Consider the following 23660-nt stretch of genomic DNA (forward strand, 5'->3'; position numbering starts at 1 on the left):
TGCCGGGCTGCGCGGGATCGGGGGGATCGGGGGGCCGGGAGACGGGGGAGGCGGGCAGGCTCGGGGTCAGGGCTTGACGGCGATGCGGCCCTCGTCCATGCGCAGGAGGAGCAGGCGCTCCCCGGTCTTCTCCAGGAACTCGTCGACGGCCTGCCGGGAGCCCTGCCAGTAGCCGTAGTCGTCGATGAGGAGGACGCCGCCGGGCACCAACCGGTCGTAGAGGTGGTCGAGTTCGTGCTTGGTGGAGGCGTACCAGTCGGTGTCGAGGCGCAGGATCGAGATGCGCTCGGGTGCCTCGGCGGGGACCGTGTCCTCGACCTTGCCCTGGACGAAGTGGACGCGGTCGGCGGGGTAAGGCACCTTCCGGAAGCCGGACTTGACGTCGTCCAGGGTGGCGACGGCCCAGATCGGGCGGTCCCTTCCCTGCGCGGCGAGCAGCTCCTCGGCGGACTTGCCGTCGCGCCGCAGGTCCTCCTCGGTGGGCGGCGTCATGCCCTCGTAGGTGTCGAAGAGGTAGAGGTCGCGCCCGGTGTCGCCCTGGGAGATCAGGGTCCTGGCACAGGCCTGCATCGAACCGCCGCGCCACACACCGCACTCGACGATGTCGCCGGGGATGTCGTGCCGGACGATGTGGCGGGTGGCGAGGATGAAGGCGTTGAGCCGCTCCGGGGAGGTCATCGTGTACGGCTTGACCGCGCGGATGACGTCCTTCGCCTCGTCGTCGTAGTCCTCGGGGAAGACCAGGCCCTTGGGTTTCGGCGTCGGCTTGGGCTTGGCCCCCGGAGCCGGTGGCGTGGAGCCGGGCGCCGCGGCCGCCTGCCGGGGGGCGGGCACCGGTACGCGGGTCAGCTGGTATCCGGTGAGCTGCTTGATGACGCCGTTCACTGCGCTTCGCCATGCCATGCGCGGCACCATACGTCCGCGATATTCCTCATGTCACTTTTCGTCAACCAGCAGGTGTTTCTAACCCTTTGATACGTCTGCCGATACGTCCGCGGGCTGCGGCACGGGCACCGGCCGGCCGCACAGGTCCCGCCCCGCGAGCGGTGCGGGCAGCGGGACGCCGTCGACGCCGCCGACCCGGTTGGCCCACCAGCGGGTGGTGGACCGCACGAACGCCATGGTCAGACGCGGGTACTTGGCCGGCTTGCGGAAGACGCCGACGGTGTCGCCCCAGTAGGCGTGCTTGGCGTCGATGCTGCCGTAGGCGTGCCGGATGCCCTTCATCGGCGGGAAGTCGGTGTACGCCTCGCGCAGTTCGAGCCGCGTGTAGGCGGCCAGGGCGCGCATGCCGTCGGGGTAGTAGCGCCAGCAGTCCTGCGCGTCGTGCACATGGCCGCGCGACGGTGCCGTGATGAACGCGGTGCCCTCCGGCTTCAGTACCCGCGCGATCTCCAGCATGGACGCCCAGAAGAACGGGATGTGCTCGAAGGCCTGCCCGGAGATGAGGAAGTCGGCGCTGTTCGAGCGGACCGGGATGCGGTACGGCTTCGTCATGACCGCGTCCACGTTGCGCCCGTCGAGGACGTCGACGCCGACGTACTCGATGTCGTACCCCTCGAGGAGCGACTTGTGGGTGCGTACCTGTCCGTCGGAGACGCGTGCGCCGAGGTCGACCACCCGCAACCGGCGCCCGCGCGGCAGGTAACTCCGCACGCAGAGTTCCATCTGTTCGTACGCGGACGTGTGCATGCCGGCCTCCATCAAGGGGGTTCGCGCTGACTTGACGGCTTTTCAACGCGCATGACCCCGTCCGGTCACCGTGCGAGGCGGCGCGGGGTGTGCCGGGTCCACCACTTTCTGGCCGGCTCCTCGACGTACGTGAACAGCGCCCAGGACAGCGCCGTCACCGCGACGGCGAGCCCGGTCAGCACGAACAGGGCGGAGTCGTCGGGCCGGAACCGCCCCCAGGTGTCCCCCACGAACCGGTTCAGCGTCTGGTGCAGCAGATAGAACGCGTACGACCAGGCGCCGAGCAGCACCATGGGGCGCGAACACAGCGCACCGCGGCGCCCGGCCAGCTCGCGCCGGGCGTACGCGAGGATCAGGAGCGCCGAGAAGACGGCGACGAACGGCCGTACGGTCCACTCCAGTTGACGCACGAGGACCGGGGCGAGCCAGGCCGCGCGGTGGACGTACACGGCCGTGTAGGCGGCGAAGCAGGCGAGCAGCGCGGCGGGGCGCAGGGTGATCCGGTGGCCGCGGCGCAGGGCGATCGCGCACACGAGGCCCACCGCGAACTCGGGCAGCCGCGTCACCGGGTGGCGCATGACCCACTCACGGGCGAAGGGCGAGAGGTGCTCGGCGGCCCACCAGTTGACGGCCCACATGGCGGCGAGTCCGGCCGCCGCGAGGAGGGCGAGGGTGCGGGTGCGCAGGCGCAGGGCGGGCCCGATGACCCAGGGGAACAGGAAGTAGAAGAAAACCTCGACACTGAGCGTCCAGGCGACGCCGTTCCCGGGGAGCATCGGTACGACGCCGGGGAACCAGGTCTGCACGAGCAGCAGCGACGTGACGAAGCTGAACGTGTCCGTGGGCACCCCGCCCCACACGTAGAACACCCACACGCACGGGATCGTGGCGACGAGGTGCGCGGGCCAGATGCGGCCCGCGCGCCGCCAGTAGAAGAGCCCGCGGGGCGTGCCGGGCCGGTGCCCCCAGGCCAGCAGGAACCCGGAGAGCACAAAGAAGAACCCGACGCCGTTCACGCCCATCGTCGAGTACGGGAAGAGCACGGGGGCGTGGGCGAAGCCGGTGCTCCGCGCGAGACCGGTGGTGTGGTGGACGAACACGGCGAGCGCCGCGACGAACCGCATCCCGGTAAGCGAGTCGAGCCGCGGCGGGCTGCCTTCGGCGGCGGGGCGGGCGGGGCGGCCGGATACATGTACAGGGAGGCGGGTGGCCGTCGTCACCGGGACACCTCCTGCCCCGGCGTGAGGGTGGCGCCGCAGCCGCCCTTGCGGTGGGCCGGGGTGTTCTGGCCTGCGATCAGCCGATCCAGGCGCGGCTTCACCCAGGCGCGGACGGAGGCGAGGCGGGACGGGGCCGATACGTGTACAGGGAGGCGGGTGGCCGTCGTCACCGGGACACCTCCTGCCCCGGCGTCAGCGTGGCACCGCAGCCGCCCTTGCGGTGGATCGGAGTGTTCTGGCCCGCGATCAGCCGATCCAGGCGCGGCTTCGCCCAGGCGTACAGAGGCGAGGCGGGACGGGGCCGATACGCGTACGGGGAGGCGGGTGGCCGTCGTCACCGGGACACCTCCTGCCCCGGCGTCAGCGTGGCACCGCAGCCGCCCTTGCGGTGGGTCGGAGTGTTCTGGCCCGCGATCAGCCGATCCAGGCGCGGTTTCGCCCAGGCGCGTACGGAGGCGAGGCGGGACGGGTCGTGGACGGCGTCGGCTCGGACGAAGTCACCGCCGTTCTGCTGCCGGTACAGCGGGACGTAGCCCGCGTCCGCCAGGCGGGCGGCGGTCAGGCCCGGCTTGGTCACCCAGGCCGCGTGGACGTGCAGGAGTTCGGGGCGCTCGGCGCGCAGGACGTGGTCGCGCAGGGCCCGCATGTCGCCGGCGGCGTACGCGTCCGCGACGGGCCGGTCCGTCAGGCCCGCGAGGTCCAGGACGCGCAGGCGCGTGGTGAGCAGGGTGCCGCCGAGGTCGGGCAGGGCGACGGTGGCGTGGCGCAGGCCGAGGCGCTCGGCGTACGTGTTGAAGAACCGGCCGTAGCGTTCGGCGACGAAGCACATGGAGAGCGTCGGGTGGGACGCGAACGACGCCTCCTGGTCGGCCTGTCCGGCCTGCGAGAGCACGAGCGCGCCGGCCAGCGCCGCGACGAGGACCGCACGGGCCCGGGCGCGCTCCGCCTCCCACAGCGCCACGGCCGACAGCGCGACGGCGGCGGTCGCGAGGACCCAGACCGGGGTCGCGAACCGGTACAGAGCCATCCAGTCCCGGCCGAGCACCCCGTACGCGAGCAGCGAGAGAAGCAGCGGCACGAGCAGCGCCGCCAGGGCCCGGCGCGCCCTGCCGGGCCGGGCGAGCACGGCGCCCGCGCACAGCGCGCCGATCAGCGCGAGGGCCCAGCCGGCGTACGTCAACAGGTCGCTGCTCTGGGCGAGTTGGGCGAGTTCGGGGGCCTGTTGCGCCTTGGCGACGGCCGTGTTCGGCACCCAGAGGCCGAACACGGCGTGCCGCCACAGCAGGAACGCACCGTAGGGCACGGCGACAACACCCACGTGCAGGGCCACCGCGCGGACCGCGCGGACCAGGTCACGGCGCCGCACGAAGAGGACGACGACGAGCGGGTACGCGGCGGCGAGCACGGCTCCGTCGGGGCGGGTCAGCGCGGCGAGCAGCGCGATCGCGCCGGCGGCCACGGCGGTACGCGGACCCGCGAGTCCGCCTCCCGTCACCCCCCGCACCAGCACCGCCGCCGTCGCGGCGGCCGTCAGGGCGTAGAGCGGGTTCTCCAGGCCGGAGAAGGACCAGGCGACGAAGGACAGGTTCGCGGCGAGGGCGCCGCCCGCGAGGAGGGTCACCGCCCAGGCGCGTCCCGGGACCACGGCGCGGGCGGCCCACGCGACGCAGGCGAGGGTGCCGGCCGTGCACAGCAGGGCGAGTGCCTTCGGGTAGAGCACGAGGTCGCTGACGCCGAGGAACGCGCCGTGGTCGAAGAGGCCGAGCCTGCGCCCGAGGACCAGCAGGGCGAGCCAGGACGGGTTGGAGTAGCCCTCGACGGGTGGCGCGCCGGGGAGCTGGACCGGGCCGAGGCCCTGGTCGACGCTGCGGGCGTAGGCGAAGGTGACGGCGGCGTCGTCGACGATCCACCGCCCGAGCCACGAGGCCCTGACGGCGATCAGCGCGGTGGCCGCGAGAACGGCGGCGGGATCGGCCCACCGCCGCACCCGGTACGAGGGCGAGGCCCGCGCCGACGCGACCGGCCGCGCCCCACCGGACCGCCGGTTGTCGAGGAGGGCGAGGAGCGTGACGTTCATCAGTTCTCCAGCTGGGGGGTGGCGGTGAGATCACGGGGCGTCGGAGCGCAGGCGGGCGTGGGGGCGGGGCCGCCGTCGCGGGCGTACAGGCCCGCCCCGCACGGGCGTTGGCCGTGGAAAGGGGTGAGGACGGTGGCGCTCATCGGGTCTCCGACCGAGGGGTGGCCGTGCGTTCGCGGGACGTCGGAGCGCAAGCGGGGGCGGGACCGCCGTCGCGGGCGTACAGGCGGAGGAGGCCGCTATGGCGGCTCGTCTCGGTGAGGGGGGTGAAGTCCGTTGCCAGGACGGCGAGTTTGGTGAGTTCGGTGGGGCTGGCGGTGTGCCAGCCCGGGTGGCCCGCCTCCGCGTCGAAGAGAACCCAGACGCGGCTCAGGCACGCCATGCGCGCGCGCAGTTCGGCAGGGCTCGCGTCCACGCCGTACAGGGTTCCCGAACGCGCGCCCGTCTCCTTCAGTGCCACGTCCCGCACGCCCGCGACGGATCGCGGGTACGTCTCGGTGAGGCGTCGGCCGGTCTTCGGCAGGTAGAGAAGTGCGTCGCCGGGCCGCAGCACCTGCCCCACCATCCGGGCCACCGCCCCGAAGTCGTCCCTGCGACCCTCGGGCGAGCGCTCGCTCAGCTGCGCCGGGAACTGCGCCCAGAACGCCAGCGCGACCAGCGCGACCCCGGCGGCGGCCTGGAAGCAGGACGCGGGCCGCGTCCGCGCGGGCAGCCACCGCAGGACCGTGTCCGCCCCGGCCGCCGCGAGCAGGGGCAGTCCGGCGAATGCGAAGAACGCGTAGCGCGGGGCGTACAGCGGCTGCCACTGCGAGACGGTGAACAGCACGACGGGCGGCACCAGGGCCAGCGGCAGCGCGACCGCCGGAAGGGCGGGAGCCCCTCGGCGGACGACCGGGGCGAGCCCGGCCGTCCGGACCGCCCCCGACCCTCGGCGGACGACCGGCGCGGGCGCACCCCCGCGAATGCCGCGTACTCCCCCGCGAACGCCGCGCACCCCCCGGCGGATCACCGGAACGAGCGCCGCCGCCGCGACCAGCGTGAGCGTCGTGTCGAAGACGGCACCCTCGTTCCCCGCGGCGAGCCGCAGCAGCCCCTCCGCCTCCGGCCAGCCGGGCCTGCGGATCCACGCCACCTGGAAGCTCTGCGCCCGCGTCACCCGGACGAGTGGCAGGAGCAGCAGGACGGTGGCGCCCGCGGCGGCCGCCCAGCCGCGCCACAGGGCAGGGGCCGCGCGCGAGACGAGCAGGGTGACGGCGTGCGCGGCGAGGACGAGGACGGCGAACTCGTGGAGCCACGCGGTCACCGTGACGAGCGCGGCGTACCCGGCCCACGCCCGCACCGAGGGCCGCCGCAGGCAGCGCACGAACATCAGCGTCGCCGCCGCGGCCCCGGCGGCGACGAGCGCGTAGGAGCGGCCCTCCTGGGCGTAGTACGCGGTCAACGGCGAGGCTGCGTAGAGGAGTCCGGCCCACAGGCCGACGCGGGGCCGGGCGAGCCGGGTGCCGAGCGCGGCGACGAGGCAGGCCGCCGCGCTCGCGCCGAGGACGGACGGCAGCCGCATGAGGAAGGCGTCGGGCTGTCCGCCGAGCACGAAGTGGATCAGTACGTAGTAGAGGCCGTGGACGGCGTCGATGTTGCCGAGAACGTGGCGGATCTCGGGCAGGGAGCGGGTGGCGACCAGCATCGTGGCGGCCTCGTCCCGCCATATCGTGCCGCGGTCGAGCCCCCACAGGCCGATTGCCAGCATCACGACGCCGGGCACGACGACCGAGGTCACGGCGGGTGCCGGGGTCGGCAGAGTGACGGGTGTCCGGCGGCGCGGCCGGAGGGCGGGGATCGCTTCCCGCCGGTCCGGTCCGGATCGGCCGCTTCTGTCGCGCAGACCTACCGGCATGTCAGGCGAGGGACGCGGAGTGGGCGGGCGCGACGGGCAGCCGGACGACGCGCACCCGGTCCCGCAGGTGGCCCTGGGCGCGACAGGCGGGGACGACAACGGAGGAACGGGGCATAACGCCTGACCGTAGCCAGGCGGCGCCTCCCTGTCGAAGACCTCGCGTCACCCGATCGGGTGGCCAGAGGAGAAGATATCGGCACAATCGGGCAAATGGGATGAATGCATCGACGAGCTCACCTCGGCGCCCTCGCACCGATCTACGACGCCGAGGACCCACCCGGGTGGGCGCCTGGAGTCGATCGCCTCGAACCCTGCCCAGGTGCGGCCCCCGTCCATCCCCGGCGTCGACCCGCTCGCGCGGGTCAACGGGGGCCCACCCAGGGCCGGTTGACGCCCCCACGCAAGGAGGTGGCCGTTACTCGACGACGAGGTCGACCTCGATGTTGCCGCGCGTCGCGTTCGAGTAGGGGCAGACCTGGTGGGCCTGCTCGACGAGCTTGCGGCCGGTCTCGGCGTCGACCGACTCGGGCAGCTCCACGCGCAGCGTCACCGCGAGCCCGAAGCTCTCGCCCTGCTTGCCGATGCCGACCTCGGCGGTCACGGCGGCGTCACTGACGTCGACCTTCGCGGCGCGGCCGACGAGGCCGAGGGCGCTGGCGAAACACGCGGAGTACCCGGCGGCGAACAGCTGCTCGGGGTTGGTGCCCTGGCCGTTGCCGCCCATCTCCGCGGGGATGGCCAGCTGAAGGTCGAGGCGGCCGTCGGAGCTGACGGCGCGGCCGTCGCGGCCGTGGGTCGCGGTGGCGACGGCGGTGTAGATCGCGTCCATGAAAACCATCCCTCGGAGAGAAGTAGCTGCTGACAGAGAGAAGTAGAGCACGCAATTCAGTTGTGCGCAATTGAATGACGCGCCATCCGGGCCCCCGTTACCCTGGAGCCATGACCACGACGCCCACGACGACGCCCCCCGACGAGGAATTCCTGCGGCTCGACCGGCAGATCTGCTTCTCCCTGAACGCCGCGTCGCGCGCGTTCGGCGGCGTCTACCGCACGCTCCTCAAGGACCTGGGCCTGACGTACCCCCAGTACCTGGTCATGCTGGTGCTCTGGGAGGACGGCGAGCTGCCCGTGAAGCGGCTCGGCGAGCGGCTGCGGCTCGACTCGGGCACGCTCTCGCCGCTGCTCAAGCGGCTCGAGGCGGCCGGTCTCGTGCAGCGGGAGCGCAGCGCGCGCGACGAGCGCTCCGTGAACGTCCGGCCGACGGACGCGGGCACGGAGCTGCGGACGCGGGCGGCGCTCGTACCGCGCCGGATCGCGGCCGCGACCGGGTTCGACCTGGCGGAGATCGAGGACCTGCGCGCCCGCCTCGACCGCCTGACGTCGGCGCTGGACGGGGCGGCGCTCGACGCGTAGCGGTAGCGGTAGCGGTAGCCGGCGACGAGCGGGCGCCCGCGCGGTCACCCATTGGACGCGGCGCCGACCGAATGACGGACATGTCGCGTCCGGCACGTGACCGGGGCCTCTCAGTACGTGGACAGGCACCTCCCGCGGCCACCGGCGAGGCACCTCCCCCGCACCTCCCCCTCGACACGAAAAGCCGCATTCGGCTGATTATCACCGCATACGCGGCACGCGCTCGTACGCTCGCCCAGGTGACGCTCGAGACTCAGCCGCCGCCCACCGCCTCATCCCCCGTCCACGCGACCTGGGTCCACCCCGGACCCCTCGCCCGCGCGGCCCTCCCTCTGACCTGGCTGGTCACGCGCGCCGGGATGCTCGTCCTGCTCGCCCTCGACGGCCGCGCCCCGCTCGGCGCCGGCGGCATCGCGCACGAGGTGTTCGCCCTGTACGCCCGCTGGTCCACCACCCTCGCCCACGGAACCTTCCCCGCGGGCGACCCCATGTGGCAGTACCCGCCCGGCGCGGGGCCCGTCCTCCTGGCGCCCGGCCTCGTCCCGGGCCTCACCTACTTCCAGGCCTTCGTCGCCCTCACCCTCGTCACGGACGCCCTGGTCACGCTGGCCCTAGCCCGGGCCGGCACACGCACGGGGCGCAGCGCGGCCGGCGCCTGGCTGTGGACCGCCGCGCTGCCGCTCCTGCTGCACATCCCGCTGGCCCGCTACGACATCGAGGTCACCGCCTTCGCCGTGTGCGCGCTGCTCGTCATGGCGCGGTTCCCCCGTACGGGCGGTGTGCTCGCGGCGTGCGGCGCCCTGGTCAAGGTGTGGCCCGCGCTCACGCTGCTCGGCACCCCGCGGGGGCGGTCGAGCCGGGAGGCGTGGACGGCGGCGCTCGCGTCGGGCGCCGCGATCCTGCTGGTCCTCGCGGTGGCGTTCCGCTCCCCGTTCGCGTTCCTGCGCGAGCAGGGCGGGCGGGGTGTGCAGATCGAGTCGCTCGGCGGCACGGCCCTGACCCTGGCGCGGCGGGCGGGCTGGCCGGGGCAGGTGCGCTACCGGTTCGGGGCGATGGAGTACGTCGGGCCCCACGTGGGCATGGTGGCCGCGGCCTCCCTGGTGCTCACGGCGGGCGCGGCCGCGCTGCTCCTGCTGTGGCGGGTGGAGGCGCGGTACTGGACGCCCGCGACACCGTTCGACGCGGCGCTCTGCGCCGTCCTGCTGTTCACCGTCACGAGCCGCGTGATCAGCCCCCAGTACCTGATCTGGCTGGTCGGGCTCGCCGCGGTCTGCCTCACGTCCCGGCACACCACGCAGCGCCCGGTCGCGGTGCTCGTCGTGGCGGCGGCCGGCCTGAGCGCGCTCGCGTACCCGGTCCTCTACGCCGATGTCGAGGCGGGGACCTGGACGGGCTGTCTGCTGATGCTCGCGCGCAACGGCCTGCTCCTCGGAGGGGCCGTCGTGTCGTTCGGTTCCCTCTGGAAGGGAACAAAGGAGTAAGAGCTTTACTTACCGGACAATTACCGTAAAGGCCTAGGATTTCCTTCTGTGGAAGCCATGCAGCCCAACCCCCGGCCGTCGCCGCCGCACCAGCCGGCGCGGCGGCGGGCGGAGACCCCGGCGGTCACGGTCGTCGTCATCGGCTACAACGACGCCGAGCGCGTCACCGACGCCGTGCGCTCCGCCCTCGCCCAAGGAGCCGCGGTCCATGAGGTGATCGCCGTCGACGACTGCTCGACGGACGGCAGCGGCGAACTGCTCCAGCGTATGGCCGACAGCGAGCCACGCCTCAAGGTGGTGCGCCGCGCCACGAACAGCGGCGGCTGCGGCACCCCGCGCAACGACGGGATCGACGCGGCCTCGGCGCCGTACGTCATGTTCCTGGACAGCGACGACGTGCTGCCGCCGGGCGCCGTCGACGCGCTGCTCGGCGCGGCCCTTGCCCACGGCACGGAGGTCGCGGCCGGCCTGTGCGTGCGCCGCGAGCTGCCCTCGGGCCGCGACATCCCATGGCAGCCGGAGCTGTACGCCAGGGCCACCGTGGTCCCCGACCCCGAGCGCCGCCCCCGCCTCGTCCACGACACGCTCTGCGTCAACAAGCTCTACCGCGCGGACTTCCTGCGCGAGCACGGGATCCGCTTCCCCGACGGACGCTTCGTCTACGAGGACTTCGTGTTCACCGCGCGCGTGCTCGCCGCGCAACCGCGCATGGCGCTCGTCCCCGACACGGTCTACGTCTGGCACGTCCGCCGCGACGCCGAGCGCCTCTCGCTCTCCCTCGACCGCGCGGGCCTCGACAACTGGACGGCCAGGATCGAGGCACACCGCCAGTCCGTCGACATCCTGCTGACCGGCGCGCACAAGCGCCTGGCGCGCGCGGCCCGCACCCGCTTCCTCGACCACAGCCTGCGCATGTACGCCCGCGAGCTCGACCTGCGCAGCCCCGAGTACCGCGCCGAGTGGTGGGCCGTCACCCGCGCCTACCTCGCCACGTTCGACACGGCCGACATCGACGCGGCGCCCGCGCCCGGCCGCGTCGTCGCCCGTGTCGTCCTCGCCTCCGAAGGGCCGCGCGACCTGCCCCGCCTCAAGGAGGTCGCGGCGCGCCCGGCCCGCCTTTGCCCGCCCTACGCGCGGGCCGCGGACGGCACACCGATCTGGTCCGACACCCTCCCCCAGGTGACCCTGGAGCACCTGCTCGTGCGCCCCATGAGCCTGCTCCCCGTCGCGGTCGACGCGGAACTGCGGCCACGCGCGCGTGGTGCCCGTCTCCGGCTGCGCCTGTACGACCTGTACGGGCGCGTCGCCGCGGCGGGCCCCGACACCGTCGACATCGAGGTCGCCGAACGCCTGCGCGACCGCCCGGCCAGGCGCCGCACGGTCGCCTTCACGCCCGGGACCGACCCCGGCACCTGGGTGGCCGACACGGCCCTCGACCTCTCGGCGCTCACCGCCGGCACCTGGGACATCCGCCTCCGCCTCAACTTCGCGGACGGCACGCACCGCGACGCGAGCGCCCACGCCGTCGAGGGCCCCGGCCTGCTGCGCCGTACCGCCCTGCCGAGCCTGCGCCAGGGCGTGCTCCTCGCGCACCCGTACGCGACCCAGTCCGGCGCTCTCGCCGTGCGTCTCGCACCCGGGGTGCGCGGAGCTCTCGCGGTGTTGCGAGGGCGCCTGAACCGCCTGGTTCACTGAGAGACGACCGGCCACCCGTACGACACCGAACCCATACGACACGAGGGGATCCCCTACCGACATGACCTGGCTGATCACCGGCGGTGCCGGATACATCGGAGCGCACGTCGTCCGCGCCATGCGCGAGGCGGGCGAGGCGACCGTGGTCTACGACGACCTGTCCACGGGCGTCGCCGCGCGCGTCCCCGAGGGCGTACCCCTCGTGGTCGCCTCGACGCTCGACGCGGAGGCCGTCGCGCGCACCGTCGCCGAGCACGGCATCACCGGAGTGGTCCACCTCGCCGCGAAGAAGCAGGTCGGCGAGTCCGTGGAGCAGCCCCTGCGCTACTACCGCGAGAACGTCGAGGGCCTGCGCGTCCTCCTGGAGGCGGTGACGGCGGCCGGGGTCCCGTCCTTCGTCTTCTCGTCCTCGGCGGCGGTGTACGGCATGCCGGACGTCGACCTGGTCACGGAGGACACCCCGTGCGTGCCGATGAGCCCGTACGGCGAGACGAAGCTCGCCGGCGAGTGGCTGGTCCGCGCGACGGGACAGGCGTACGGCCTGGCGACGGCGTCGCTGCGGTACTTCAACGTGGCGGGCGCGGCCTCCCCCGAGCTCGCCGACACGGGCGTGTTCAACCTCGTCCCGATGGTCTTCGAGAAGCTCACGGACGGCGAGGCGCCGCGGATCTTCGGCGCGGACTACCCGACGCCGGACGGGACGTGCGTACGCGACTACATCCACGTCGCCGACCTCGCCGAGGCCCATGTGGCCGCCGCCCGCCGCCTCGCGGGCGCGGCCCCCGGCACGGACCTCACCCTCAACATCGGCCGCGGCGAAGGGGTTTCGGTCCTGGAGATGGTCGAGCTGATCAACGAGACGACGGGCCATGGCACCGCCCCGGTCGTCACCCCGCGCCGCCCCGGCGACCCGGCCCGCGTCGTCGCCTCCGCGGACCGCGTGGCGACGGAACTCGGCTGGACGGCGAAGCGCGACGTACGCGACATGGTCGAGTCGGCATGGGAGGGGTGGGCCCGGGTCCACCCGAGGGCGGTCGCACGGTAGGGCGTGTCCGGCGGATCAGGGTCGGACAGGTCACGGCGTCCGGCGCGGTGTATCGCAAGGCGCCGGAGCGTCCTGACAGCGGCGCTGTCCGAGCGTTTCGGCAACGCGGCGAGGTGCCGTGCGCATGGGGGCACCTCCCAGCGGTAGCTGGGGGAGTCGCGAGCCCGGCCATGATCCGCCGGACATGCCCTGGTCCCCGTTCGGCTCGGGCCGACGCGCGGTGGGCACGGCCCGGTGGTCGACTGGAAGGGACTCTGTACCTCCCTGAAAGGAAGCGCAGCATGCCCATCGTCGCGGTCTTCGACATACCGGGGATGACCCAGGAGCAGTACGAGGCGAGTGCCGAGAAGGTGGCCGGGCGGCCCGGTCCGGTCAAGAACCCCTCCGACTGGCCGGTCCCCGGACTCATCTCGCACACCTCGGCCGCCACCCCCGAGGGCTGGCTCGTGGTCGACGTCTGGGAGTCCGAAGAGGCGTTCCGGAAGTTCGGCGAGACGATCATGCCGATCCTGAAGGAGCTCGGCGTCAAGGAAGCCAAGCCGAGGATCTACGAGACACACACCGTGGTGATGCGGTGAAGCACCGCGAGCCGGGACACCCGGGCCGGTCCGGCCGGGTGTCCGCCCCCCGTACGCTCAGAGCGCCTTGAGCCCCGCCGCCGTGGCCGACGCGAGCCGGCCCAGGTAGCCCTTGGGCAGCGGCGTCCGGACGACCACCGCGCGCCAGTACAGCGGGCCCGAGATCAGGTCGAGGGCGAGGTCCTCGTCGAGGCCGTCCCTGACCTCCCCCCGCTCGGCGGCGCTCCGCACGATCCCGCTCGCCACCCCGTGCTGTCCCTCGCGCAGCGCCTTCTGCATGGCCTCGGCGATCTCCGGGTTGCGGGCCGCCTCGGCCTGCAGGTCGGGGATGATCTGGCCGGCCACCGGATGCCTCAGGGCCCGGGACGTCACCTCGTACAGCAGCCGCAGGTCCCCTTCGAGCGAGCCGGTGTCGGGGGCCGGGAGTCCCTGGACCGCTATCGCGGAGACCAGGTCGAGGACCAGGTGCAGCTTGGAGCGCCAGCGCCGGTAGACGGCCGTCTTGCCGACGCCCGCGCGGCGTGCGATCCCCTCGATCGACATCCGGGCGTAGCCCACGGCGGCGAGCTCTTCGAAGACGGCTGCCCGGATGGCGTCGGTCACGTCCTCACGCAGCACGGCGGCGCCTGCGGGGGCTCTGCGACGCGGCGTGGGCGTGTCCGCGTTGGTCGTCGTCATGGTGAACAGCATAAGGCGTTACGACGATACGGTTGCGTTCCGACGTCAAGACGCCCTACGCTCGCGTCACGACGATACGGACCCGTTCCGACGTCCACCCGTCTTCAGAGCCCCCGAGCGAAAGCAGCGGACGCGTGAGTCAGGCACTCGACACACCTTCCCCGCCCGCGGCCCCCTCCGCGCCGGCGGAAGACCCGGCGGTCCTCGCCGCCCGGTACGGCCTCACGGTCAGCGGCGCCCGGCCGACGCTCCCCGCCTACGTGGGTCAGCTCTGGCAGCGGCGCCACTTCATCACCGCGTTCGCGACCGCCAAGCTCACCTCGCAGTACAGCCAGGCGAAGCTCGGCCAGGTCTGGCAGGTGGCGACGCCCCTGCTGAACGCGGCGGTCTACTACTTCATCTTCGGCGTCCTGATGGGCACCAAGCGGAACGTGCCCGACTACGTCCCGTTCCTGGTCACCGGCGTCTTCGTGTGGACGTTCACGCAGAGCTCGGTGATGGCGGGCACCCGCGCGATCTCCGGCAGCCTGGGCCTCGTGCGGGCCCTGCACTTCCCACGCGCCTCGCTGCCGATCTCGTACTGCCTCCAGCAGCTCCAGCAGCTGCTGTTCTCGATGTGCGCGCTGTTCGTGATCCTGCTCTGCTTCGGGGTGCCGCCGGCCCTGTCCTGGGTCCTGGTGATCCCGGCCCTGACGCTGCAGTTCACGTTCAACACGGGACTCGCCCTCGTCATGGCGCGCATGGGCGCCAAGACCCCCGACATCGCGCAGCTCATGCCGTTCCTGCTGCGCACCTGGATGTACGTGTCCGGCGTGATGTGGAGCATCGACAAGATGCTCAGCGGCAAGGACCTGCCGCACATCGTGCTCGTGCTGCTCCAGGCCAACCCCGCGGCCATCTACATCGACCTGATGCGCTTCGCCCTGATCGACAGCTTCCACGCGAGCCAGCTCCCGCCCCACGTGTGGCTGTGGGCGACGGGCTGGGCGCTGCTGTCGGGCGTCGGCGGGTTCATCTACTTCTGGAAGGCAGAGGAGACGTACGGACGTGGCTGAGAACGCTGAGACCGCCGAGATCACCGCAGAGCGCATCCCCACCGTCATCGTCGACGACGTCGACATCGTCTACCGCGTGAACGGCACCGGAGCCGGCCGCGGCACCGCGACCGCGGCGCTGAACCGCATCCTCGGCGGCCGCCGCAAGGCCGAGGCGCGGGCGGGCGTCCGCACGGTGCACGCCGTCAGGAAGGTCTCGTTCACCGCCTACAAGGGCGAGGCCATCGGCCTCATCGGCACGAACGGGTCGGGCAAGTCGACGCTGCTCAAGGCGGTCGCCGGACTGCTGCCCACCGAGAACGGCCGGATCTTCACCCACGGCCAGCCCTCCCTGCTCGGCGTGAACGCGGCCCTGATGAACGACCTCACCGGCGAGCGCAACGTCCACCTCGGCGGCCTCGCCATGGGCATGAGCCGCGAAGAGGTCCGCGAGCGCTACGACGACATCGTCGGCTTCTCCGGCATCAACGAGAAGGGCGACTTCATCACGCTGCCCATGCGGACGTACTCCTCCGGCATGGCGGCCCGGCTGCGGTTCTCCATCGCCGCCGCCAAGGACCACGACGTCCTGCTCATCGACGAGGCGCTCGCCACCGGCGACCGGTCCTTCCAGAAGCGCTCCGAGGACCGCATCCGCGAACTGCGCAAGGAGGCCGGCACGGTCTTCCTGGTCAGCCACAACAACAAGTCGATCCGCGACACCTGCGACCGGGTCCTGTGGCTGGAGCGCGGCGAGCTGCGCATGGACGGCCCGACCGACGAGGTCCTGGAGGCGTACGAGGCCTTCACCAACCCGAAGGCGGGCAAGGCCGAACCGAAGAAGCAGACCAAGGTCTCCGTGCCCGCCTGAGGCCGGCCCGGGGGCCCACCCGGGGGGACGCACTCCCCTTATCCCTTTCATCCGAATAGTGACACTATGGTGCGCCAGGAGACGAAGGGACGGGGACGGTGCGGGAACTCAGCGTCATCGTGTACGGCCGGGACGTCCAGGGGCACCTGGCCGACTGCCTGGACAGCGTGACCGGGCAGATACCCGACGGGGCCGAGGTGATCGTCGCCGCCGTGGGCGACCCGGCGCCGACCGCCGACGTGCCGGGCCGCGTCACCGTACTGGCCCTGCCCGACGCCACCTCCGACGAGGACGCCCGCGCGGCCGGCGGCGAGCGGGCCTGCGGCGCTTGGCTGTTCTTCGTGCACGCCAAGGACCGGGTGCCCGCCGGCGCCCTGCGCACGCTGCGCGACCGGGTCGCGGAACTCCCCGACGACGCCGGCCGCGCGGGCCGCGTGGATGTCGTCCTCGCCGACCACGTCCGGTCGACCTGGCACACCTCCGGCGTCCCGGGTCCCGACGCCCGCCAGCTGGCCGAGGCGGGCCCCCGCGACCTGACCCTCGCGGAGTGCCCGGACCTCCTGCGCGTCACCCCGCTGCTCGGCAACCGGGCCCTGCGCGCCACGTTCTGGCGCGCGCACCGCGACCGGCTGGCCGCCACCGACGAGAGGTTCGCGGCCCGCGCCGCCCTCGTACTCGCCGACCGCGTCACGGCGCTGCAGGAGGTGGTGCTCGACGAGCGCAGGCTGCGCGCCGCGAGCCTGCCGCCGCTCACCCCTGAGCAGCACTACGCGGCCGTCGGCCAGTACGACGACCTCCAGCGCCTGATGGCCGACCGGGGCACGCCCGCCGGCCCCCGCACGGTGCTCTACGACGTGATGGCCACCGACTGCATGCGGATCGTGGCCCGCGCCGAGATGCCGGAGCCGGTGGCCCGCGAGTTCTTCCACCGGGCCTCCCGCGCAGCCGTCGCCTGGCGCCCCGAGGGCTACCGCAGGCCCGCCGGACCTGAAGGCGTCCGGCGCCGGCTCCTCGAAGAGGACGCGTACTCCCGGTACCGCGCCTTCCAGAGCGTCAACCACAGGCGGCGCGACCTGCAGTCCGCGGTCAGGGGGCGCAAGCGGCAGGTCGGCGCGAAGGTCCGCGACCTGCGCTACCGGCGGGACCTGCGGCGGCCCGTGGACCCCTCGCTCGCCGTGTTCTCCGCGTACTGGGACCGCGGCATCGCCTGCAACCCGGGCGCGATCGCCGCGAAGCTCGCCGAACTCGCCCCGGGGATCCGCCCGGTGTGGGTGGTCACGCCGGCGGGCGTGCCCCTGCTGCCGCCCGGCACGGACCACGTCGTGCCCGGCAGCCGCCGCTACTGGGAGGTCATGGCCCGCGCCAAGTACCTCGTCAACAACGTCAACTTCCCGAACTCCGTGGTCAAACGGCCCGACGCGATCCACGTCCAGACCCACCACGGCACCCCCCTCAAGCGCATGGGCCTCGACCAGATCGAGTACCCGACCGCGTCCAAGGGCCTCGACTTCCGCCAGCTCCTGTCCCGCGTCGACAAGTGGGACTACAGCGTCACGTCGAACAGCCACTCCACCCGCATGTGGGAGCACGCCTACCCCTCCCACTACGTCCCGCTGGAGTACGGCTATCCCCGCAACGACGTCTACTACCGCGCCACCGCCGCCGACATCCGGGCCGTCCGCGACCGCCTCGGTATCGCCCCGGGCCGGCGGGCCGTCCTGTACGCGCCGACGCACCGCGACTACGAGGCCTCGTGGACACCCCGCCTCGACCTCGCCGCGCTCGCCGAACGGCTCGGCGACGACACCGTGCTCCTCGTGCGCGGCCACTACTTCTACGGCGGCGCCGCCTCGCCGCTCGCAGGTCTGCGCAGGACCGGCCGGGTCATCGACGTGTCCACGTACGACCCGGTCGAGGAACTGGCCCTGGCCGCCGACGCACTCGTCACGGACTACTCGTCGATCATGTTCGACTACGCCAACCTGGACCGCCCCATCGTGATCTACGCGGACGACTGGGAGATGTACGCGAAGACGCGCGGGGTCTACTTCGACCTGATGGCGCAGGCGCCGGGTCATGTCGCCCGCTCCCAGGCCGAGTTGACCGGCATCCTCACCTCCGGCGCCTGGCGTGACGAGGCGTCGGGGAAGGCGCGGGCGGCGTTCCGGCGCCGGTTCTGCGAGTTCGACGACGGCCGGGCCGCCGAGCGGGTCGTACGCCGCGTCTTCCTCGGCGAGAGCGATTCCTCGCTGCCGCCCGTCGTCCCCGTCGACGAGCGCGTCCCCGCGCCCACCCCCGAGGAGGCCGCAGGCCGATGACCACCACCAGCACCCCTGATGTCACGGTCACCGTCATCGTCTACAACGACGCCGAGCGGCTGCCGCGCGCCGTCGCCTCCGTCCTGGCCCAGACCCACGCGAACATCGAGGTCGTCATCAGCGACGACCACTCGACGGACGCCACCCCCTGGGTCGCGCGCCGCCTCGCCGCCGCGGACCCGCGCGTGCGCTATCTGCGCCTCCCGGAGAACAGCGGCGGCTGCAGCGCGCCCCGCAACCGCGCCCTGGAGATCGCCCGCGCCCCCTACCTGATGTTCCTCGACAGCGACGACGAACTCCCGCCCGATTCCGTGGAGTTGCTGCTCGCGGCGCACCGGGAGCGGGACATCGACTTCGCGATGGGCGCGGTCGAGCGGATCCGCGTCGACACCGGCCGCATCTCGACGTGGATGCCGCAGCTGGTCGCCGAGCGCCGCACGGTCGAGGGCATCGACGCCGAACCCGGCCTGTTCTTCGAGCACCTGTCGACGAGCAAGATGTACCGGCGGGACTTCCTCGACCGGGTCGGCCTCCGCTTCCCCGAGGGCATCCACTACGAGGACCAGCTGTTCTCGGCGCAGGCGTACTGCCTCGCGAAGTCCTTCACCGTCATCCCCGAGGCGGTCTACCGCTGGTACATCGCGCCGTTCGCCGCCGAGGATTCCGCGTCGATCTCCAACCAGCGGCACAAGCTGAGCAATGTCCGCGACCGCGTGCACGTCCAGGTGCTCATCGACGAGTTCCTGGCGTCGGGCGGCCACACCGGGATGCGCGAGGACAAGGACTACAAGTTCCTCAAGCACGACTTCCGGATGTACGCGGGCGACCTGCCGTACCGGGACGACGCGTGGCTGGCCGGGTTCGCGGAGATCGTGAACCCGTATCTGGCGACGTTGTCCCCCCGCGCGTACGCCAGGCTGCCGCGCTCCGAGCGGGTCGTGCTCCAGCTGGTGCGCGACGGCCGCTTCGCGGACGCCCGGCTCGCCGCGCGCGGGCTCGGTCACGCGGTGACCCCGCGCGAGACGGTGACGGACGACACGGGAGCCGTCCTCTGGGGCTCCGTCGTCCCGGAGTCGGGGGCGGCGCGCCGTGAACTCGACCTGACCGACCAGGAGTTGTACTCCCGTCCCTTCCCCGGCGCGCAGTTCCGGCACGAGATCACCCGGATCGAACCGGGACCCGGCGCGTGCGTCGACCTGTCGGTCCGCACCTACGACCCGGGTCTGCGCCTCGCGGTCGGCCCGCACGTCGCCACCCTCGTCGTGGCGCCGGGGCGGCGCCGCATGACGACCCGGATGCGGCTCGACCCGGTGCGGCCCGGCGTCTTCGAGGGCCGGGTGCGGCTCGATCTGGCGACGGCCCCGCTCCCGTTGCACGGCTTCGACGGGATGCGCCACCCGATGCTCCAGCTCCAGGAACAGGGCCTGCGCAACACCGGGGTCCTGCTCGCGCCGCTGCGCTTCCCCCGGCTCACCGCCCGCGTCAGCCACCACTCGGGCGCCGCCCCGCACCGGGTGACGCTGGAGCCCGAGGGCCGCGGCGCCGGGCGCCTGCAGATCCGCTGGGAGCCCGTCGGGCTCACGGCACGCGTGACGCACCCGGTGGCGCGCAGGCTGGCCACGGCGTCGGACGGGCGCGTACGGAACGCGGTACGGCTGGTGAAGAGCGCGCTGCGCTAGGACACGCCCTAACCCCTCCCGCTCACGACCTTGTACAGGATCTGGCCGCGCGGTCCCGTCGTCACCTTGTGCAGGGCCGGGTCCCCGGCGGCGAGGCCGCCGTCGCTGCGGTACCCGACGATCCACTTGACGTCGTAGCGGCGCAGCACCGCGAGGCGCGCGGCCCGCCCGGTGCCCGGCGCGAAGTAGGCGGCGACGGCGCCGTTCCGGGCCGCCTCGTCGGGCAGGAAGAAGTCCGGGTAGCCGGGGGCGACGGTGTAGGGCCCGTACGCGGGGATCTGGCGGGCCGGGTTCGTCTTGGCGAGGACCACGTCCCCGTACGTCACCCAGGGCGTCAGCCAGTCGTAGCCGCGCCACGGCGCCTTGTAGCGGTCGGCGAGCGGGCGGGGCAGGTCGCCGTGCGGGACGACGTAGCCGAGCGTCCCCGCCTGGGTCCACGCGCCCACGAGGAGCGCCGCGCCGAGGACACCGGCGAACGCGGTCCGCAGCGCCCTGCGCCCCGCCCCGAACACCTCGAGACCCGCGGCGACCTGCGCCGGGATCAGCGCGGCCGGCAGGACCCGGCCCCACGAGTAGTGGCCACTCACCCCGCCCGCCGCGAACATCACCGCCCCGAGCGCGAAGAACACCACGAGCGGGTCCCGCCGGTCCCTGCGCCACCGCAGGGCGAGGGCGAACACGCCGAGCAGCAGCAGCCAGTACCGGCCGGGCAGGTTCCAGTACAGCGGGCGGTGGATCTCCTCCAGGCCGGTCGCGTCGAACAGCGAGAAGAACGAGTAGTACGGCCACACGGTGAGCACCACTATGCCGACGGCGAGCGCCGCCACGAGCCGTCCCCACACCGCGCGCGCCGGCCAGGGCCGCGCCCCGGCCACCATCGCGGCGACGCCGAACGACGCGACGACGCCGGTGAACTGATGGCTCAGCAGGATCACGGACCACAGCAGGCCGAGGCTGAGGAAGGCGGGCAGCCCGGCGCCGCGCGCGAGCGCCCGGCGCAGCAGCGCCCAGAGGTGGAAGGACGCGCCGAGCGCGAAGGTGCTGGGGTAGGCGACGGTCAGCGCGAGGGAGTTGAGGCCGAGGAACCCGCTCCACTTGAACAGGCTCGTGCCCCACAGGAACAGCAGGCAGAGCAGGACGAGCGCGGTCACCGCGCCGCGCCGGGCGCGCCCCGCGGCCCCCTCGTCGGACGGGTCGGCGAACGTGCCGACGAACCGCCACACGCCCGTCACCAGCAGCGTCAGCGAGATCAGCGCGGCGATCTTCAGGACGACGAACGTGCCCACGCCCGTGGCGTCGGCGAGGACGGCGAGGAACACCGTCCACGGCGAGTAGTACGGGCTCGGCGTGTTCGCGTCGACCAGCGGATTGCCCGGGTCGGTGAGGTGGTGGCGCAGGCGTTCGACCGTCGCCGCGTGGATGCCGAGGTCGCCCTGCCAGGGCAGCCGGAGCGCGACCGCCACGAGCAGGACGAGGACCAGCAGCGCGGCGGCCCGGACGGCCCCGCTACTCGCGGCGCGCATCGTGCTGGAAGACCCAGGTCCGGTAGACGAGGAAGCGGAACGCCGAGGCCAGGACGATGGAGAGCGCCTTGGCGAGGTTCGAGGCGATCGGTCCCGTCATGCCGGCGCCGTGGTACCCGGCGTAGAACAGGACGCTCTCCATCACGACCCCCAGTGCGCTGAAGCCGAAGAACAGCGCGATCTGGCGGCGGGTGCGCGAGGCGCGGTCCCGGTAGGCGAAGAAGCGGAAGCCGAGGTAGTTGGTGGCCATGGCGACGCAGCTGGCCATGACCGTCGCTGCCATCGGGGCCCAGTTCAGGCCGCTCAGCAGCAGGTTGAACACGAGGAAGTTGACGGCCACGCCGCTGCCGCCGACGACGCCGAACTTGGCGACCTCCATGGACAGCCGGCGCACCCGGACCAGGACGGGAGGGGCGGGCGGCGCGGGCGGCGCGGGGCGGACCTCGGTCTGGACGGTCATCGGCGCGCCCTCGCGCGCAGCTTCCACGGCATCGCGACCGATTCGAGCTGCACCATCAGGTTCATCTTGGACTCGCCGACGGTGCGGTCCTCGAAGTGGATGGGCACCTCCATGACGCCGCAGCCGCGGCGCACCGCCCGGTACTTCATCTCGACCTGGAAGCTGTAGCCCGCGCTGTCCACGGAGGCCAGGTCGATGGCGCGCAGGGTGTCCTCGCGCCACAGGTTGAAGCCGCCGGTGATGTCGCGGACGCGGGTGCCGAGGATGGTGCCCGCGTAGGTGTTGGCCCAGCGGGACAGGAGCTTGCGGTGGACGCCCCAGGACTCGGAGAGGGTGCCGCCCTGGACGTAGCGGCTGCCGATGGTGACGCCCGCGCCGGTGGCGAGGGCGGTACCGAGCAGCGCGGGGACCTTGGCGACGGGGTGGCTGCCGTCGGCGTCCATCTGGAGCACGTACCGCGCACCGTCGGCGACGGCGCGTGCCATGCCGGCCGCGTAGGCCCGGCCGAGGCCCTCCTTCCCGGCGCGGTGCAGGACGCTCATCCGGTCCCGGCCGTGCCGCTCGGCGTACTGCTCGGCGATGTCGCCGGTGCCGTCGGGGCTGGAGTCGTCGACGACGAGGAGGCGCAGGCCCGGCAGCGGCAGCGCCATGAGGGCGTCGGCCATGCCGGGCAGGTTGCCCGCCTCGTTGTACGTCGGCATGACGACGGTGAGCGGGGTGCGCGCCCAGTCGTCGGGCAGCGGCGTCGCGGCGGACGCGGCGGCGGGGGTGCCCCCGCTGTGGGGGGAGTTCGTGTTCACAGTTCGGTCAGCCCTTCTCCGGCGAGGGAGGAGAAGCGGACGGCCCGGTCGGGCAGTACGGCCTCGCACCACACGCGGGTTCCGTTCCGCAGTTCATTGTGGGCGCCGACGCGGGCGCCGTCACCGATGACGCTGCCGTGCAGGACGGAGCGCCGCCCGATCCGCGCACCGGCGCCGACCAGACTCTTCCTGATGTAGGCCCCGGCGCCCACGACCGCGCCGTCGTGCAGGACGCTGCCGTGCACGACGGCCCCCGGACCCACTCGGGCGCCCGCCCCGACGACGGTCCCGTCGGCGAGCCAGGCGTCGGCGGCGACCTTGGCGCCGGGAAGGACGAGGGCTTCGCCGCGCGTGCCGGGCACGGCGGGCGAGTCGATGATCCCGCGGACGAGGTCGGCGGAGGCCTGGACGAACGCTTCGGGCTTGCCGAGGTCGAGCCAGTAGGCGGTCTCGACCTTTCCGTGCAGGTAGGCGCCCGCGGAGAGCAGCCCGGGGAAGGTCTCACGCTCGACGGACACGGGCCGCCCGGCGGGGATGCCGTCGATGACGGACCTGCGGAACACGTACGAGCCCGCGTTGATCTGGTCCGTGATGATCTCCTCGGGCGTCTGCGGCTTCTCCGTGAAGGCGAGCACGCAGCCCTCGGCGTCGGTGGGCACGAGCCCGAAGGCACGGGGGTCCTCGACGCGGGTGAGGTGCAGGGTGACGTCGGCGTCGCGCTCGGTGTGCCGGTCGACGAGGCCGCGGATGCCGAGGCCGGTGAGGATGTCGCCGTTGCAGACGAGGACGGGGTCGTCGGGGCCGGCGAGCAGGTGCCGGGCGGCGTTGCGGATGGCGCCGCCGGTGCCCAGGGGCTCGTCCTCGACGGCGTACTCGAGGTGGACGCCGAACGCCGATCCGTCGCCGAAGTACGGCTCGAAGACGTCGGCGAGATAGCAGGTGGCGAGGACGACGTGGTCCACGCCCGCGGCGGCGAGCCGGGCGATCTGGTGGGCCAGGAAGGGAACTCCCGCCGCCGGCACCATGGGCTTGGGCGTGTTGACCGTGACCGGCCTCAGTCGCGTGCCCTGCCCGCCGACCAGCAGAATCGCTTCCGTCATGGACCCTCCCTCACCTCTCCGCTCCGTGCCGTCCATCTGACAATCGGGTCCACCTTAGACGGAACACCCGATTTGATGGCATATGTCGAACCTCATGGGCCC

At 73.0% G+C, this 23660-nt stretch carries 22 protein-coding genes; 9 read left to right on the forward strand and 13 right to left on the reverse strand.

Annotation, left to right across the window (positions count from 1 at the left end):
- Positions 1-66: 66 nt before the first annotated feature.
- The 8 genes from EOT10_RS16100 to EOT10_RS16125 form a co-directional block, all read right to left on the reverse strand.
- Entirely contained in the window at positions 67-903 is an 837-nt protein-coding gene (locus tag EOT10_RS16100) for a TylF/MycF/NovP-related O-methyltransferase (RefSeq protein WP_127828877.1), read from the reverse strand.
- A 60-nt stretch (positions 904-963) separates the two neighbouring features.
- Entirely contained in the window at positions 964-1692 is a 729-nt protein-coding gene (locus EOT10_RS16105) for a methyltransferase domain-containing protein (protein WP_127828878.1), read from the reverse strand.
- A gap of 65 nt (positions 1693-1757) precedes the next feature.
- Complete coding sequence (locus tag EOT10_RS16110) at positions 1758-2912, reverse strand: acyltransferase family protein (RefSeq protein ID WP_223280993.1); 1155 nt, start codon at positions 2910-2912, stop codon at positions 1758-1760.
- Complete coding sequence (locus EOT10_RS41305) at positions 2909-3082, reverse strand: hypothetical protein (RefSeq protein ID WP_189491609.1); 174 nt, start codon at positions 3080-3082, stop codon at positions 2909-2911. Before EOT10_RS41305 ends, EOT10_RS16110 begins: the two co-directional genes overlap by 4 nt.
- Positions 3083-3246: 164 nt before the next feature.
- On the reverse strand, positions 3247-4989 hold the full coding sequence (locus EOT10_RS16115) for a hypothetical protein (RefSeq protein WP_127828879.1): 1743 nt from the start codon (positions 4987-4989) through the stop codon (positions 3247-3249).
- Positions 4989-5132, reverse strand: a complete 144-nt coding sequence (locus EOT10_RS41310) for a hypothetical protein (RefSeq protein WP_189491612.1) — start codon at positions 5130-5132, stop codon at positions 4989-4991. Before EOT10_RS41310 ends, EOT10_RS16115 begins: the two co-directional genes overlap by 1 nt.
- The gene (locus tag EOT10_RS16120; protein WP_189491615.1) at positions 5129-6766 is read right to left on the reverse strand and encodes a glycosyltransferase family 39 protein; all 1638 of its coding nucleotides are present in this window, start codon (positions 6764-6766) and stop codon (positions 5129-5131) included. The genes EOT10_RS41310 and EOT10_RS16120 overlap by 4 nt, the downstream gene beginning before the upstream one ends.
- 532 nt (positions 6767-7298) lie before the next feature.
- Entirely contained in the window at positions 7299-7712 is a 414-nt protein-coding gene (locus EOT10_RS16125) for an organic hydroperoxide resistance protein (RefSeq protein ID WP_127828881.1), read from the reverse strand.
- 110 nt (positions 7713-7822) lie between these two features.
- Here EOT10_RS16125 and EOT10_RS16130 point away from each other — a divergent pair, with 110 nt between their 5' ends.
- From EOT10_RS16130 to EOT10_RS16150, 5 genes are all read left to right on the forward strand, one after another.
- Positions 7823-8296: a MarR family winged helix-turn-helix transcriptional regulator gene (locus tag EOT10_RS16130; protein WP_127828882.1), complete on the forward strand. Its 474-nt coding sequence runs from the start codon at positions 7823-7825 to the stop codon at positions 8294-8296.
- Between the two features lie 239 nt (positions 8297-8535).
- Positions 8536-9777: a glycosyltransferase family 87 protein gene (locus tag EOT10_RS16135; RefSeq protein WP_223280994.1), complete on the forward strand. Its 1242-nt coding sequence runs from the start codon at positions 8536-8538 to the stop codon at positions 9775-9777.
- A gap of 57 nt (positions 9778-9834) precedes the next feature.
- Complete coding sequence (locus EOT10_RS16140; RefSeq protein ID WP_127828884.1) at positions 9835-11472, forward strand: glycosyltransferase family 2 protein; 1638 nt, start codon at positions 9835-9837, stop codon at positions 11470-11472.
- A gap of 61 nt (positions 11473-11533) precedes the next feature.
- Complete coding sequence (gene galE, locus EOT10_RS16145) at positions 11534-12517, forward strand: UDP-glucose 4-epimerase GalE (protein ID WP_127828885.1); 984 nt, start codon at positions 11534-11536, stop codon at positions 12515-12517.
- Between the two features lie 281 nt (positions 12518-12798).
- Positions 12799-13095, forward strand: coding sequence for an antibiotic biosynthesis monooxygenase family protein (locus EOT10_RS16150; RefSeq protein ID WP_127828886.1), 297 nt, complete (start codon positions 12799-12801; stop codon positions 13093-13095).
- A gap of 57 nt (positions 13096-13152) precedes the next feature.
- On the opposite strand, the gene EOT10_RS16155 is transcribed toward EOT10_RS16150, so the two are convergent.
- Positions 13153-13773 (reverse strand): TetR/AcrR family transcriptional regulator, encoded by a 621-nt coding sequence (locus tag EOT10_RS16155; protein ID WP_127828887.1) that lies wholly within the window; start codon positions 13771-13773, stop codon positions 13153-13155.
- 134 nt (positions 13774-13907) lie between these two features.
- Between EOT10_RS16155 and EOT10_RS16160 the strand changes: the two genes are divergently transcribed.
- The 4 genes from EOT10_RS16160 (at position 13908) to EOT10_RS16175 (ending at position 19675) form a co-directional block, all read left to right on the forward strand.
- Positions 13908-14828, forward strand: a complete 921-nt coding sequence (locus tag EOT10_RS16160) for an ABC transporter permease (RefSeq protein ID WP_127828888.1) — start codon at positions 13908-13910, stop codon at positions 14826-14828.
- Positions 14821-15678, forward strand: a complete 858-nt coding sequence (locus tag EOT10_RS16165) for an ABC transporter ATP-binding protein (RefSeq protein WP_127828889.1) — start codon at positions 14821-14823, stop codon at positions 15676-15678. Before EOT10_RS16160 ends, EOT10_RS16165 begins: the two co-directional genes overlap by 8 nt.
- 98 nt (positions 15679-15776) lie before the next feature.
- The gene (locus EOT10_RS16170; protein WP_127828890.1) at positions 15777-17996 is read left to right on the forward strand and encodes a bifunctional glycosyltransferase/CDP-glycerol:glycerophosphate glycerophosphotransferase; all 2220 of its coding nucleotides are present in this window, start codon (positions 15777-15779) and stop codon (positions 17994-17996) included.
- The gene (locus EOT10_RS16175) at positions 17993-19675 is read left to right on the forward strand and encodes a glycosyltransferase family 2 protein (RefSeq protein WP_127828891.1); all 1683 of its coding nucleotides are present in this window, start codon (positions 17993-17995) and stop codon (positions 19673-19675) included. The genes EOT10_RS16170 and EOT10_RS16175 overlap by 4 nt, the downstream gene beginning before the upstream one ends.
- 8 nt (positions 19676-19683) lie before the next feature.
- On the opposite strand, the gene EOT10_RS16180 is transcribed toward EOT10_RS16175, so the two are convergent.
- The 4 genes from EOT10_RS16180 to manB form a co-directional block, all read right to left on the reverse strand.
- Positions 19684-21198: a hypothetical protein gene (locus EOT10_RS16180; RefSeq protein ID WP_127828892.1), complete on the reverse strand. Its 1515-nt coding sequence runs from the start codon at positions 21196-21198 to the stop codon at positions 19684-19686.
- On the reverse strand, positions 21182-21658 hold the full coding sequence (locus EOT10_RS16185; protein ID WP_127828893.1) for a GtrA family protein: 477 nt from the start codon (positions 21656-21658) through the stop codon (positions 21182-21184). The genes EOT10_RS16180 and EOT10_RS16185 overlap by 17 nt, the downstream gene beginning before the upstream one ends.
- A complete protein-coding gene (locus tag EOT10_RS16190; protein ID WP_127828943.1) occupies positions 21655-22359 on the reverse strand; it encodes a polyprenol monophosphomannose synthase in 705 nt (234 codons plus the stop codon). The genes EOT10_RS16185 and EOT10_RS16190 overlap by 4 nt, the downstream gene beginning before the upstream one ends.
- Before the next feature lie 95 nt (positions 22360-22454).
- Positions 22455-23558, reverse strand: a complete 1104-nt coding sequence (gene manB / locus EOT10_RS16195; RefSeq protein WP_127828894.1) for a mannose-1-phosphate guanylyltransferase — start codon at positions 23556-23558, stop codon at positions 22455-22457.
- Positions 23559-23660 lie beyond the last annotated feature (102 nt).

This window comes from Streptomyces antnestii (assembly GCF_004005495.1).
In the GTDB taxonomy this organism is placed as follows: domain Bacteria; phylum Actinomycetota; class Actinomycetes; order Streptomycetales; family Streptomycetaceae; genus Streptomyces; species Streptomyces antnestii.

Coding starts and splice junctions, on each gene's coding strand:
- EOT10_RS16100 (WP_127828877.1), bottom strand. CDS start 903: ATGGCATGGCGAAGCGCAGTGAACGGCGTCATCAAGCAGCTCACCGGA.
- EOT10_RS16105 (WP_127828878.1), bottom strand. CDS start 1,692: ATGCACACGTCCGCGTACGAACAGATGGAACTCTGCGTGCGGAGTTAC.
- EOT10_RS16115 (WP_127828879.1), bottom strand. CDS start 4,989: ATGAACGTCACGCTCCTCGCCCTCCTCGACAACCGGCGGTCCGGTGGG.
- EOT10_RS41310 (WP_189491612.1), bottom strand. CDS start 5,132: ATGAGCGCCACCGTCCTCACCCCTTTCCACGGCCAACGCCCGTGCGGG.
- EOT10_RS16125 (WP_127828881.1), bottom strand. CDS start 7,712: ATGGACGCGATCTACACCGCCGTCGCCACCGCGACCCACGGCCGCGAC.
- EOT10_RS16130 (WP_127828882.1), top strand. CDS start 7,823: ATGACCACGACGCCCACGACGACGCCCCCCGACGAGGAATTCCTGCGG.
- EOT10_RS16140 (WP_127828884.1), top strand. CDS start 9,835: ATGCAGCCCAACCCCCGGCCGTCGCCGCCGCACCAGCCGGCGCGGCGG.
- galE (WP_127828885.1), top strand. CDS start 11,534: ATGACCTGGCTGATCACCGGCGGTGCCGGATACATCGGAGCGCACGTC.
- EOT10_RS16150 (WP_127828886.1), top strand. CDS start 12,799: ATGCCCATCGTCGCGGTCTTCGACATACCGGGGATGACCCAGGAGCAG.
- EOT10_RS16155 (WP_127828887.1), bottom strand. CDS start 13,773: ATGACGACGACCAACGCGGACACGCCCACGCCGCGTCGCAGAGCCCCC.
- EOT10_RS16175 (WP_127828891.1), top strand. CDS start 17,993: ATGACCACCACCAGCACCCCTGATGTCACGGTCACCGTCATCGTCTAC.
- EOT10_RS16180 (WP_127828892.1), bottom strand. CDS start 21,198: ATGCGCGCCGCGAGTAGCGGGGCCGTCCGGGCCGCCGCGCTGCTGGTC.
- EOT10_RS16185 (WP_127828893.1), bottom strand. CDS start 21,658: ATGACCGTCCAGACCGAGGTCCGCCCCGCGCCGCCCGCGCCGCCCGCC.
- EOT10_RS16190 (WP_127828943.1), bottom strand. CDS start 22,359: ATGCCGACGTACAACGAGGCGGGCAACCTGCCCGGCATGGCCGACGCC.
- manB (WP_127828894.1), bottom strand. CDS start 23,558: ATGACGGAAGCGATTCTGCTGGTCGGCGGGCAGGGCACGCGACTGAGG.